Origin of the sequence: Peribacillus simplex (genome assembly GCF_030123325.1) — a bacterium.
In the GTDB taxonomy this organism is placed as follows: Bacteria; Bacillota; Bacilli; order Bacillales; family DSM-1321; genus Peribacillus; species Peribacillus simplex_D.
The window spans coordinates 2,392,703-2,405,852 of the sequence record NZ_CP126106.1 but is presented as its reverse complement, the minus strand read 5'-3'; the positions used below and the strand labels follow the sequence as shown (position 1 = coordinate 2,405,852).

The following is a 13,150-nucleotide window of genomic DNA, read 5'->3' as shown; positions in this document are numbered from 1 at the left end:
TATTGGAGGGATTTCAGATGAAGAAAAAGTGGCAATTGTGGATTGGTGGTAAATGGCGGGAGGCTAAATCATATGAGCCATTATATAATCCCCATTCAAACGAAGAAATTGCACAAATCGGACAGGCTGAACCAGCAGATGCCATTGAAGCGATTGTCGAGGCAAATGCAGCTTTTCAGAAATACCGATCCTACCCGGCTCATGCACGAGCGGAAATTTTATTTAAAGCTGCAGCAATCATGGAAGAACGCAGTGAAGAACTTGCGAAAATCATTTCTCTGGAGGCTGCGAAAACGATTCGAAATGCTCGTGAAGAAATGAATCGTACGGTTCAGACCTATCGTTTTGCTGCAGAAGCGTCAAAGAACAATTATGGAGAACAAATCCCGATGGATGCTGCAGTTGGTGGGGTAAACCGTTTTGGATTCACGGTTCGCACCCCGATTGGCGTCGTTACCGCGATCACACCCTTTAACTTTCCATTTAATCTGGTCGCCCATAAAGTTGGTCCAGCTATTGCGGCTGGAAATTCGATTGTGTTAAAACCTGCCGAACAAACCCCGTTGAGTGCACTGGTTCTTGCCGATATTTTTAAAGAAGCAGGGTTGCCGGATGGAGTTTTGAACATCATACCGGGCAAAGGGGATGTTTTAAGTGAAGCGTTGACGACCCATCCATATGTAAAAAAAGTGACTTTCACAGGCAGTGTAGAGGTCGGACACCTTATCCAGCAGCAGGCAGGCTTCCGCAAGCTTACACTTGAACTCGGATCCAACTCGCCTTTCATTGTTGATGAAGGTGTCGACATCGATAAAATTATTCAAAGAAGTGTGATGGGTTCATTTACGAATAATGGGCAGGTGTGCATCTCGATTCAACGAATTTATGTCCACAAATCGCTATACCAACAATTTTTAGATCGATTCGTCAGTGCCACAAAACAGCTTGTCATCGGTTCCCCCCTGGAGGAAAATACAAATATTACAGCGGTTATTTCAAAAAAATCATTGGAACGGTTACAAAGTTGGATCGACGAGGCAGTACAGGAAGGAGCAAAAATTGAGTGCGGCGGTACAGTGGAAGGCAATGTACTATTGCCTACCGTCTTAACCAATGTAAATCGTGACTCAAAGGTATTTCGTTTCGAAGTATTTGGTCCAATTGTCTGCATTTTCCCCTTCGATACGCTGGATGATGCCATCAATGATGCAAATGATTCGCGTTACGGATTGAACTCAGGAGTGATGACACCGAGTATAGAACGAGCTTTTTATGCGGCGGAACGCTTGGAAACAGGTGGGGTCGTAATCAATGATATCCCAACTTACCGAATTGATAATATGCCTTATGGCGGCTGGAAGGACAGCGGTGTTGGCCGGGAAGGCGTCAAATATGCGATGCAGGAAATGATGGAGCAGAAGTTTATCAGCTTTAAAATAAGCGACGAATGAACACAAGAAAAATTTTAAACCGAAGTATATGAGAAGGCGATATCTTAAAGATATCGCCTTCTTGTTTTTTCGTAAATTATTGTTTTTTGTTGTAGTTATAGAAGATATATATTTGCTGTCTTGAAAAAATAAAAAGCCACCATAACGGCAGCTTTCACCAATTACTTCAATTCTTCAATTATTTCAGCACCATAAGAGTTGTCGATTATGCAGCGCCATGTACCCGTGGAATACTTTTTAAAAACATAAGTCGCAGTTCTTTCCATTGAGTATTCGGAATCGTCCTTTTGATTGGCACTAAGCTGGGCTTTTGCCACAACCAATGCCGTATCACCCGTTTCGATTATTGCCATCTTTTCTTGATTGACGATTAAACTGTGATTAAAGTATTCAGCGATAGCAATGAATGCACGACGAATTTCCTCTTTCCCTTTTGCGAATGTTCCAGGTTTGACAACTAAAGTCGCTTCCTCTGAATAAAACTCCATTAAATGATCGAAATCCTCATTGTTTATTGCCCTGTCCGCATTTTTTATGACTTGTTCCAGCTCATGATTCTGCATATTCACCCTCCTATTCAGCTTAATTAGACCGCTCTGTTACTAATTGATGTTCGACTGCCATGACGGGGTTTCCTGCTCATTAAGAGAAAAGAGTATGTTTAAATCATTTAAATAAAAGTTGAATGCACATTAGGGTTATAGATAATGGATTACCATGGTTCATTCTCATTACGGTATGTTTCATGCAACTTTCAACTTGAAGCAAAGTGAAATGATTACAGAACGTAAATACCAAAAGGTTTATTTGCATTTATCAGCAATGTGGAGTAAACAGCTTCTCACCTTTAAAAAAGTTAATTACAATCAATACATAGAAAAAAGAGCACCTCTTGGCGCTCCTTTTCATGAATTATTTTTCAAGGTGATTCACAAACATATCTTGTTGCTTTTCGTCCAACACTATCTCAGGCTGAAACCAAGAAATTCAAGGTTTACTGATACTTTTTTATCAGAGGAGTAGTTTTTAAACTCGAGCCCAAAATTCTAATACTCAATCTTGACCTGGAACCACAATGGCTTCCACCACATGTTTATTTAGGATTTCCTGCATGTTTTTTGGTACTTCTTTGTCTGTAATCACTATATCAACGGCGTCTAAGTCACATAATTTTTGAAAAAAAGTTTTATTAAATTTAGTTGAATCTGCAATCACAATGACCTGGTCAGAACGTTTAATCATTTCGTGAACGAGGAGGCCTTCTTCCTCTATGGAAGTAGACAGTCCTTCAGAAGATATTCCGCAAGTGCCAATGATGCATTTATTCACCTTATAATCCTGGACATCCCTAATGGCTCTTGAACCATAAATGGCTTGGTGTCTAGTGCTTAATGTTCCTCCTAATAAATTAACTTTTATATCTTCTCTTTGGCTTAGTACACTGGCAATGTTAATCGAATTTGTCACGACAGTATTATTCCGGCTCGTTAAATATTTAGCTGCAAATTGAACTGTTGTGGAGGCATCCAAAATAAGATGGTCACCATCGTTTATCAAAGAAGCTGCAAATTTTCCGATCTTACCTTTAGCTTCCGATGCCATGTTCATGCGCTCACCATAATTATGGACTTCATTTGAAAGCAGAGCCTTTTTCGCCCCACCCCGTATTCGAATGATCTTCCTCTTCTCTTCTAAATTTATTAAGTCTCTTCTGGCCGTATCTTTAGATACATTATTTATATTGCAAATTGTTTCAATATCAATCCGTTCATGTTCGTTTAAATATTGAACAATGGCGTCTAGTCGTTCATCCTGTAGCATGATCTCACCTCATAGATTTAATTATAAGTTAATCCAAGTTTATTCACAACGAAACCTGAATTATATTAAGGATAATTAAGCTTTCGAGGGTAGATTATTAGTAAATACTGAACACTGTAATCAATATATTTAGTTATCAGAATTCCATATCGGGGATATTAACCAAGGATTAAACATGACGGTTAGTCCACCAAATTATAGATATAATTATCCTGACCATTGGAAGGGGTATATTCGGTGTATGAATAAAATTACCCTAACATGGAGATGATACTGTCTTAGTGCCAGGCCCTTTTTAGATAGATTCATACATCTCATTTTTACCTTCTTTTTCCCTTTGATGTCGCTTATATACGAATTTGGATAAGCTTACACTGCTTTCATATAATAGTAATAAAGGTACCGTAACTAGGATATCTGATAGAAAGTCAGGTGGAGTAATCAAAATTGAAATAACTATTAGTATAAAGTAAGAATATTTCCTGATTTTTTGCAAACGGTATGGATTTATTATTCCTAAACTTGTTAAAAACATAATGACAACCGGCATTTCAAACAGAAATCCAAAAGGCAGTGTCATATGAAGCATAAATCGGAAATATTTCTCCGTTGTAAAGAAATTTGTAAACATGTCGTTTGATAGAGACATTAAAAAATTTAGTACTAGCGGAAATAAAATGAAGTAACCAAAACTGATTCCCAGTATGAATAGAATAAATAGTGCTGGTATGTAAGCGCTAGTAACTTTGCGTTCTTTTGGTGTTAACGCTGGACGTACAAACAGCCAAGTTTGGTGCGCAGCAACCGGTATAGTAGCCGCGATGGCAACGACGGTGGCAATAATTAAATAAACGAGTATGATATCACTCGGTCCTAACAGAGCTAGCTTAAACGGCAAATCTTTAACTATAATATTATAAATATCTTGAACATATATAAATGTCAGTACGAGGAACAGCGTGAAAACGACTAAAGTGATAATAATACGTTTACGTAACTCCTCAAGGTGCTGAATCATGCTCGCTTTTTTTTTGATTTTCCAACTTCATCACTCCAGGAAAAAAAGATGTAAGACAGGTCCTACATCCCCTCTTCATTTATTTGATTAGCTTTCTTTCTTGTTGGTCACATCTGCATTCGTGTCATCTGCTACAAGGTCTCTGGTAGACTTTTTAAATTCTCTTAATGTTGAGCCAAACGCCCTTCCAATTTCCGGTAACTTTGAAGGGCCGAAAATAATTAGGGCTATCACTAAAATTAGCATCAATCCTGGTATTCCGATATTTTGTAGCATAACTTCCCCCATTGGTATTTATATTTTGTAATTCCTTTAAAACGTTAAACGTTTATGTGCTCATCGAACTTATCCCCAATTCTTTTTTAACAAGGTTCTCTAACGATGTCATACCCTTTTAATTGATATGAAGCTTAGGCTTCACGCTATCCAGAGAACCCGAAGACAGAGTTCCCTTATGCAATACGGCAGCACGCTTAGGCAGGCGGGCTACGGCTTCGGCCGAGCAGCTTGCCGGAATGAGTACGGCGGTCGCGGCATCCCCTACCTTTGGCCATATTTGCTTACCGGACTCGTCTAGCGGTGTAAGGCCGCCTGTTGCAAGGGAAAGTGAGCGGGACAGGTTGTATTCGTTTGACCATCCATACAAATCTGCAGCGAGATGTGCCTTCTGCAGCGTATCGCCAATCCCGAATGGTGACCAGTGATCAGTAATACTATCATTACCAAGCATGACGTTCACCTTATGCTTCTGAAGCAGCGGAATCGGCATTACGTCTTTGCCGATTGGAACGGTTGAGGCAATGGAAATACCCAGCGATGCAAGGCGTTTTGCCATTTCTATATCGGCTCCATCCCCTAACGAAGCGAGCGAAAACGCATGACTGATCGTCACTTTCCCCTGCAAACCGGCTTCCTCAGTCAGGTCAGCCAATCGACGAATTGCCTTCAATCCCGTTTCGCCACCTTCATGAAGGTGAATATCAATACCTGCTTTGTAGTCCACTGCGATCTGTACCATTGTTTGCAACGATTTTTCCATATCACCGTCAACTAAGGTTGGATCTAGTCCGCCAACATGTGTAACTCCGAGCTGCATGGCTTCGCGTATCAGTCCCTGAGCATTTGAACGAAGCAAGCCATGTTGAGGAAAGCCAACAATTTCATGTGATATTTTATCTGAATAGTTTGCTAAGGCCCGATTGAGTTTCTCAAGATTCTTTAGGCCAACGACTGGATCGATGTTGCAATGGCTTCTGACATATGTCGAGCCATAGCCAAGAATTAGTTCAATTAATTTCTCCGCACGCTCCTGGGCTGTTGGAAGGAGCTCCAGTAGCAGTGTCTGCTCCAAGGTAATCATGTCAAAAATGCCATTTTTCCTCGTAGCAGCTGCTCTCCAAGGTCCCCCATAATAGGTTTTATCCAAATGAATATGCATATCTCTAAAAGATGGAAGTAGCAGCATGCCTTTCGCGTCGTAGCAATCGATACCTTTTCCATAAGGGGAATTGGTATCTAGTATTCTGGTAATGGTGCCTTTAACAATATGGAGGTTCCTCAATACGGTTTCGGTTGCGACGACCTGTCCATTTTTATACTTGTATCCACTTTCCAATCGAACATTCATCAACATGTAGGAACTGTTCTTTCCTGGTTTTTTGGTGTTATGGCCAGCCTTCTTCTCGGTATCCGCACTTGCCATCTCAGGCATGAACAATCCCATCGTGTCCGTGACACCGAGAACCGCGGAAGCGCTTCCAATTTTACAGACGTTACCTATAAACTTTCTGCGGGACAAACCTTCCTTATCCTGATTCACCTGTAAAATCCTCCTCTAGTACGTTTGTATTTTAAGATGATCATGATTAATAGACTTCATTGGAAAACAAGAGGCAACCATCCTGTATTTGATTGAGTTTTCTCTTATCTTCCAATTTTTCATATCTCTTCTAGTGGTGTTTTTGGATTTATTATTTCTTTAACAAATTGTTTCGATATCAATCCATTTTCATATTTGTCGAAATAGTCACTCGTCCATTTACATGATTTCACCCTATAGATCCAATTATAAGTCTATTTATTTTTAATAGCAATGAATTCTGCATTAATTTAAGTTAATTTAAGTTTTTTGTAGATGATTAATTGATTTCTCACTTTTGTTTTCGACAAAAGAAGCTTTGTTGTTTCATTCCTTATTAATGGAAAACAAAAAGGGAATGGTAAAATCCATTCCCTTTTTGACTGTGTGCAAAGCCCTTTTAGTGAAATTTAAACCTTAACACCAGAAGGCCGCCAATTGGCGGCCTTCTGGCGTTCAAACACCCTTTAGTAATTACTGGATTCCCTCTTTTCTTCAGACCATTATTCGTGCAAATATGCCCAGGCATATTGAGCGTAAAGTTCTGCACCTGTAGCAAGCGCATCTTCGTCGATGTTGAATTTCCCGTGATGATGGGCCCATTCCGTATCTTTTTCAGGGTTTCCTGATCCAACTAAAGCGAAGCTTCCAGGTACTTCATCTAAATAGAAACTAAAATCTTCTCCACCCATTGTTGGCTTTTCATTATATAGTGAGTCTTCCCCAAACGCATTTGAAGCAACTTTTTGCACTAATTTGGCACTGTATTCATCATTAATGACAGCTTGCGTTCCACGGTAATACTCAACCTGTGCGGTCGCACCGTAAATATTGGCAACATTTTCAGCATAAATCTGGAGCTGTTTTTCAATATGATCACGTGTTTTAGGATCAAAACAACGGACAGTCCCTTCAATGACGGCATTTTCTGCAATGACATTAAATCGTGTGCCCACGGCCATTTTTCCAACTGTCAATACTGCGGGATTCTGTGGGTCGACCGTTCTTGATACGACAGATTGTACATTCATGACGAATGAAGAGGCCACAATGGTTGCATCGATGCAATCCTGAGGCATGGCACCATGTCCCCCTCTTCCTTTAAACGTTACTGTAAAGATATCTGCTGAAGCGAATGAAGGTCCTTGAGTACAAGCAACCTTGTTTGTTGGCATTTGCGACCAAATATGTATGCCAAAAACATTATCAACACCTTTGACAGCCCCTTGTTTAACCATTTCCTTTGCACCTGTTGCCACTTCTTCAGCTGGCTGAAAGATTAATCGCACATTCCCAGGTATTTCTTCTTTTATTCCGTTTAGTGCCTTCGCTGCAATTAATAGCATGGATGTGTGTGCATCATGACCACATGCATGCATTTTCCCTTCTTCTTTTGAAGCATACGGCAAGTCTTTATTTAATTCTTCAACAGATAGGGCGTCCATATCCGCTCTTAATGCTACCGTCTTTCCTGCCTTACCGCCTTTAATTTCTGCAATGACACCTGTTGGTTCTGCTTTGCGATAAGGTATTTCTAATTTATCAAGGTAGTCACAAATAAAGGCCGTTGTATTTTCTTCTTCCCATGATAACTCAGGTTCGCTATGAAGTTTTCTACGTATTTCAATTAATTCATCACTATTATTTTGAATCGCTTCTTTTATCGTTTGATTAATCATCCTCATTCTACCTCCGTTAAACATTTAGCCACTTCGTAAAATATTTGCACTCCATTTGCTAAATGACGTGCATCAGACCATTCTTCTGGACAATGACTTAGTCCTGCTTTACTTGGAACAAAGAGCATGCCAACATCAGTCACATCGGAAAAAACCATCGCATCATGACCTGCTCCACTATTAACGGAACAGTATGGAATTTCCAAATCAGAACTTTTATCCTTTAATAAAGCTTTTATCTCATCACTCAATACCTTTGGCGGCATATATAACACCTGTTCCGCAGCTGTATGGATTCCCTGCTCATGGTAGGATTCTATTAATTCTTTCATTCGCTTGATGACATTGTTAATATGTTCTTCCTTGCTAGATCGGATATCTACCGAAAATTCGACTTTATTTGGGATGACGTTGGCTCCATTTGGTAAAACATGTAGTCGCCCTGTCGTGATAACCGTTCCTTCACCTTCCTCAATTGCAAAGCTCGGTAATTGAGAAATAATCTGGGCGGCTGCAACCAATGCATCCGTACGGCGATCCATCGGGGTTGTGCCTGCATGTCCTGCCTTTCCTTCAATGGTTACTTCAAATTGAGTTAAACCAACAATAGCCTCTACAACACCAATGGGGATATTCTTCTCTTCAAGGATTGGCCCTTGTTCTATATGCAATTCGAGAAATGCTTTAATGCTATTAGGATTTCTCCTTTTCGGAAGTGATGAATCCAGACCAATTTTTGACATCGCTTCAATTGTTGTGATACCTTCTTTATCCCTTAAGTTTTTAAAACTTTCCTCACTAAGTGTTCCCACTATTCCTCTCGACCCCATTAGTCCTCCGCCAAAACGAGCACCCTCTTCTTCAATCAGGGCAACGATTTCCAATGGATATTTAGGTGTTAATTGATTTTCTGCAAATAGGGCGGCCACTTCAAGAGCGACAATTACACCGGCTGGTCCGTCATACGCACCGCCATTTGGTACGGAATCAAAATGTGAACCGATCAAAATGCTTGGTGCATCTTTTAAAGTACCTTCAAGCTTTCCAAAAATATTTCCAAGTCCATCTTCCTTTACTGTTAGACCGGAATCCATCATTTTATTTTTAATATAATTGCGTGTAAGTAAGTCTTCCTTGCTATACGTAAGCCTGGTTGTCCCTTTTCCGGGTGTTGATGTGAATTCGTTCAAATCATTTATTTGCTTTTCTATACGTTCGATAAGACTCACTTAGAATCCCTCCAATTTTACAAGAATTGTACAAATATTCCCGCCAAAATAACCGACACGATCGTAACCGATATAAATCCACCAACAAGCATCGGCGGCAGCATATGGCTTAGCAATGCTTCTTTTTCATTTTCATCTTTTGTTAATGAATTGACGACTTCATTGGTGATAATGTAATCGGCAGGAAATCCGTATAATGCTGTTAAAGATACAGCGAAGGCCATTTCTTTGCTGACTTTTAACAATTTACCTGCAATGAATGAGAATATATACATGCCAATAACAGCTAGGAAAATGCAAACAATAAGTGGGTAAAGAATCTCCATCATCATACTTGGTGTTGCACTTTTCAATCCGTCAAAGACGAAAAGCATAAGGGCCATGATGGCAAATCCAAATCCATTTGCTTTTTGCAGAGTCTGTTTTTCCAAGAAACCTATACTTTTTCCGACAACCCCGAATAGTAAGCAAAGAACAAATGCATTTATTGATATAATGGGCTCTAATCCAGTCGAAACAAGGTAAGCCAGAAAAGCAACAATCGCAAGTCTGAAAAATTTAAAATATTCCGTATTATATTTTTCAGGAAGTTTTTTAAACAGCTTAAGTTCCGTCATACCTTCTGAAGCGTCTGCAGTATCACTCTTTTTTACCGTTAATTGCCCATTGCGATATTGCCCCAAAAGCTTCTTCCCTTCTTTCTTCAACACAATTGAAGTTAAAGGATATCCAGCAAAGCCTTGCATTACATAAATAACAATGGCAAAAACGGACAAACTCGTAAGTCCTGCGTCTGCCGCTCCTTCTGACATGATTATTGAAGATACCATTCCGCCCACTAAAGGTGGAATCGCTACAAGGACAGTTTGCAGATCAAATATAAATGTGCCAATTGCGAATAATAGTGCAACAATACCAAGAATGCCAGATAAGGAGATGACAATTGTTTTCCATTGATTCACCAACTCTCTTATTGAAAGCAATGTTCCCATATTCGTGATCAATAGGTACATCATCATGGTTGCCACTACCGGTGGAACACCTGCTATCGAAACGATGTCTTGCGGGAAGAACGTCCAATAACCACATAGAAACAGGATTGCGGAAACGAAAACGGAAGGTACCCAAGCTTTTGTCCGGACCGCCACAATGTCTCCTACAAATAAAATCAGAATAACAATAACTAAAGCCAACATCTGTGACATATGAGTTCCTCACCTTCCAATTTAATAGTTTGAATATTCTAAAATAATAACATTAAATCGTTTGAATTTAAAGATAATTTGATATATTCAGGTAATTATTCGCGGATAATAGGAAATGTAAGTGTTTTAATTCTGGTTTCACATACCGAACATTCCCAAATTGGGTATTTCAAAATAATTTTAAAATTATCTCTAGAGACTTTTTATCAATACCAACTAATCTGTACCATTTATTTTAAAAAGAAGGCTGTTTTCGCATACTTTGTTGCTATTTACCAAGTAAAGCGGTGTGGTTGATTACCCCTCCAGATGCTCGCTTTCCGCGGGGCTGGCGGTGAGCCTCCCTCGGCGTAAACGCCTGTGGGGTCTCACCTGTCCCGCTGCTCCCGCAGGAGCCTCGCACTTGCGCTTCAATCAACCTGAAATCGTTTCGTTTTAAAAACAACAATCTTTACGAAAAGAGCCAAAAAGAAAAAGCTGTCTAAAGACAGCTCTGATTAATGATTATTCAATTTCCTGTTTACTTTTTACTGTATATAATCTGAATAAAGTAACTCATAATCTTGGATGTATCTGGCACTATTAATCTATAAAAGGTATGAGATGGAAACCATTTGGCAGTGAACGCTTGACGTCAAATCTCATCATTGGGGCGCAATCAATTTATATATGAGAAGGATGAATGCTTTGGCAACCCAGAATTTCCATCAATAAAAAATACTTACCTTAATAATTGTTGCAGATGAGCCGTCTTCGTAATTGGATAACTTTATATTTAAATTGTTGCAGAATTGATCCATGTTCAAGATCACCAAGTCACCTTGCCCTAAAACAATAGACTCTTTTTCATCGATACTCATTCTGCTTTTTCCTTTGAAACAATAATAGGCGTCGGATCTTTTCGCAGAATCCCCATTATCCAACACTTCAGAATGAATTCCATCATTCAAATGAATCGTGCCAAGGTCTCCTTCGCACCCTTCTGCTAACATCAAATTAAAGTCCGTAACCCTCCCAATACTTCGGGTTGTCCAGCCTCCATCAAACCGATCCTGTTCAAATGGCTGTAAATGCACCCGGTGCTTTCCTTTATGTTCCAGCGACATTTCACCATCAAGGATCATGATGATCCTCTGAATGCCTGGAAGGTGAGTAAATAAGGATTCATCCACCTCGACATCTGCGGTGCTTATCCGCCATTTGAAATCACGCTTCGAATAATCTCCATCTTCAGGATAAATGGCAAGTTGAGTTGTTTTACCACCTGACCAAAGACTGGAGGTTTGTTCACTTTTTCTTATTACATTTAGAGAATATGACAACTATTTTCTCCCCTTTTAATTATTACTTTACTTCAGTTGAAAACAATTTCGACCAGAGTGCAGAACAAAAAAATTGTTCATTTCCATTAGGGTGGATACGATTAACAGAGAGGCATGATTGAGCTTAGGTGTACTGGTCTCTGATCATCGTAGCATAACCTGAAATTGATGGTGTTCCGGTGCATTACTAAACAAACCAGTGTGAATTACCTACTATGTGGGCAATTTCGGAAAAAAGACAATACCGAATGTTTTTGATACTACTAAAAACATTCGGTATCAACACTATATCTAACTATACTTTGACCATATCAGGCTTTGCATATAAACTATTAATTTTGAAATTCATTCCATCATTAAGAACAAATTATCATTTCAATAGATTAATACTTATTATGATAATCGGCATGGCAAAAACGTCAATAAGAAATGCACCCACGATCGGAACGATTAAATACGCTTTACTTGAAGGTCCATATTTAGCAGTGATCGTTGACATATTGGCCATCGCATTTGGTGTAGCCCCTATACCATGTCCGATAAATCCTCCAACCATAACTGCCGCATCGTAGTTTTTGCCAAGAAAACGAAACATGATGAATATACTTAAAAGTATAATGAAGATTACTTGTATCACCACAATTAAAATAATAGGTAACGCAAGGTCAGCAACTTCCCATAGTTTTATACTCATTAATGCCATTGATAAGAAAATACCTAAAGTAATATCTCCAATAAAATTTATACTAGGCATTTCGATGATTTTCCCATTTATTTTATCCAAAATATTCCGGACTATTACAGCCACTATCATTGCTCCAACATAATTCGGTAAAACATAACCTGTCTTCGCCGAAAACAACTCTCCTAAATATGAACCTAAAGCCATACAAAATGTCAGTATTAAAACTTGTTTCATAAATGAAGCTGCATTCAATTCTATTTTGTCTTCCATTTCTTTCTTTTCCTGAATTTCAATATCCTTTTTACTTGGTGTTAATTTGTGTTTATTAATTAGATATTTTACAGTTGGACCTCCAACTAATCCACCAAATACTAACCCTAAAGTAGCTGCTGCTATTCCAATTGCTTGGGCAGATTGAATTCCTAGCGATTCAATGGTACCCCCAAATGCTGTAGCCGCACCTATGCCACCTTCCATGGATATTGCTCCAGCCATCATACCAATCAATGGATCAATCCCAAAAACGGGTGCTAAAGATATTCCAATTAGATTTTGTGCAAATGCCAGAAACCCACATAACAACCAATATATTAATAATAATTTACCGCCGACTTTTACTAATTGAAAACTGGCACCCAATCCAACAGTCGTAAAAAACGTTAACATAAATAATCCCTGGAGTGTCGTATCTAATGAAATGGTTACGTTTAGAAAGGTTTTAAGACTTGTAGCGACTATCGCAAACAGTAATCCCCCTACAACAGGTGCAGGGATACAAAAGTGTTTAAATATTTTGACATTCCTAACGATAATCCCGCCTAGTGCTAAAAGCAGTACCGCTAAAAAAATAGTGATCGTTTGATTAATCTCGATGTTCATATT

The 13,150-nt window shown here is 39.1% G+C and carries 11 protein-coding genes; 1 reads left to right on the top strand and 10 read right to left on the bottom strand.

The genetic code is table 11. The features are described 5' to 3' along the window. The first annotated feature begins 17 nt into the window (after positions 1–17). Entirely contained in the window at positions 18–1,451 is a 1,434-nt protein-coding gene (locus QNH43_RS11420; protein ID WP_076368931.1) for an aldehyde dehydrogenase family protein, read from the top strand. 161 nt (positions 1,452–1,612) lie between these two features. Here the strand turns inward: QNH43_RS11420 and QNH43_RS11415 are convergent, their stop codons facing one another. The 10 genes from QNH43_RS11415 to gltS all read right to left on the bottom strand — a co-directional run bounded on the left by QNH43_RS11415 (position 1,613) and on the right by gltS (position 13,147). Then, a complete protein-coding gene (locus QNH43_RS11415; RefSeq protein ID WP_283917912.1) occupies positions 1,613–2,014 on the bottom strand; it encodes a YybH family protein in 402 nt (133 codons plus the stop codon). Between the two features lie 490 nt (positions 2,015–2,504). Beyond that, the gene (locus QNH43_RS11410) at positions 2,505–3,272 is read right to left on the bottom strand and encodes a DeoR/GlpR family DNA-binding transcription regulator (protein WP_283917911.1); all 768 of its coding nucleotides are present in this window, start codon (positions 3,270–3,272) and stop codon (positions 2,505–2,507) included. Positions 3,273–3,567: 295 nt separating this feature from the next. After that, positions 3,568–4,290: a twin-arginine translocase subunit TatC gene (tatC, locus tag QNH43_RS11405; protein WP_283917910.1), complete on the bottom strand. Its 723-nt coding sequence runs from the start codon at positions 4,288–4,290 to the stop codon at positions 3,568–3,570. A gap of 87 nt (positions 4,291–4,377) precedes the next feature. Continuing rightward, the gene (locus QNH43_RS11400; RefSeq protein ID WP_063236065.1) at positions 4,378–4,566 is read right to left on the bottom strand and encodes a twin-arginine translocase TatA/TatE family subunit; all 189 of its coding nucleotides are present in this window, start codon (positions 4,564–4,566) and stop codon (positions 4,378–4,380) included. A gap of 118 nt (positions 4,567–4,684) precedes the next feature. Next, positions 4,685–5,923: an amidohydrolase gene (locus QNH43_RS11395; RefSeq protein ID WP_434060195.1), complete on the bottom strand. Its 1,239-nt coding sequence runs from the start codon at positions 5,921–5,923 to the stop codon at positions 4,685–4,687. A gap of 728 nt (positions 5,924–6,651) precedes the next feature. After that, a complete protein-coding gene (locus tag QNH43_RS11390; RefSeq protein ID WP_283917909.1) occupies positions 6,652–7,827 on the bottom strand; it encodes a M20 family metallopeptidase in 1,176 nt (391 codons plus the stop codon). 2 nt (positions 7,828–7,829) lie between these two features. Then, complete coding sequence (locus QNH43_RS11385) at positions 7,830–9,056, bottom strand: Zn-dependent hydrolase (protein WP_283917908.1); 1,227 nt, start codon at positions 9,054–9,056, stop codon at positions 7,830–7,832. Between the two features lie 17 nt (positions 9,057–9,073). Continuing rightward, a complete protein-coding gene (locus QNH43_RS11380; RefSeq protein ID WP_076368926.1) occupies positions 9,074–10,261 on the bottom strand; it encodes a hypothetical protein in 1,188 nt (395 codons plus the stop codon). Between the two features lie 707 nt (positions 10,262–10,968). Next, a complete protein-coding gene (locus QNH43_RS11375) occupies positions 10,969–11,583 on the bottom strand; it encodes a HutD/Ves family protein (RefSeq protein WP_283917907.1) in 615 nt (204 codons plus the stop codon). A 370-nt stretch (positions 11,584–11,953) separates the two neighbouring features. Continuing rightward, positions 11,954–13,147, bottom strand: coding sequence for a sodium/glutamate symporter (gene gltS / locus QNH43_RS11370; protein WP_076368924.1), 1,194 nt, complete (start codon positions 13,145–13,147; stop codon positions 11,954–11,956). Positions 13,148–13,150 lie beyond the last annotated feature (3 nt).

Excerpts from the sequence above, each read along its gene's own strand:
- QNH43_RS11410 (WP_283917911.1), bottom strand. The coding sequence starts at position 3,272 with ATGCTACAGGATGAACGACTAGACGCCATTGTTCAATATTTAAACGAA.
- QNH43_RS11380 (WP_076368926.1), bottom strand. The coding sequence starts at position 10,261 with ATGTCACAGATGTTGGCTTTAGTTATTGTTATTCTGATTTTATTTGTA.
- QNH43_RS11395 (WP_434060195.1), bottom strand. The coding sequence starts at position 5,923 with ATGTTGATGAATGTTCGATTGGAAAGTGGATACAAGTATAAAAATGGA.
- QNH43_RS11400 (WP_063236065.1), bottom strand. The coding sequence starts at position 4,566 with ATGCTACAAAATATCGGAATACCAGGATTGATGCTAATTTTAGTGATA.
- tatC (WP_283917910.1), bottom strand. The coding sequence starts at position 4,290 with ATGATTCAGCACCTTGAGGAGTTACGTAAACGTATTATTATCACTTTA.
- gltS (WP_076368924.1), bottom strand. The coding sequence starts at position 13,147 with ATGAACATCGAGATTAATCAAACGATCACTATTTTTTTAGCGGTACTG.
- QNH43_RS11415 (WP_283917912.1), bottom strand. The coding sequence starts at position 2,014 with ATGCAGAATCATGAGCTGGAACAAGTCATAAAAAATGCGGACAGGGCA.
- QNH43_RS11390 (WP_283917909.1), bottom strand. The coding sequence starts at position 7,827 with ATGATTAATCAAACGATAAAAGAAGCGATTCAAAATAATAGTGATGAA.
- QNH43_RS11420 (WP_076368931.1), top strand. The coding sequence starts at position 18 with ATGAAGAAAAAGTGGCAATTGTGGATTGGTGGTAAATGGCGGGAGGCT.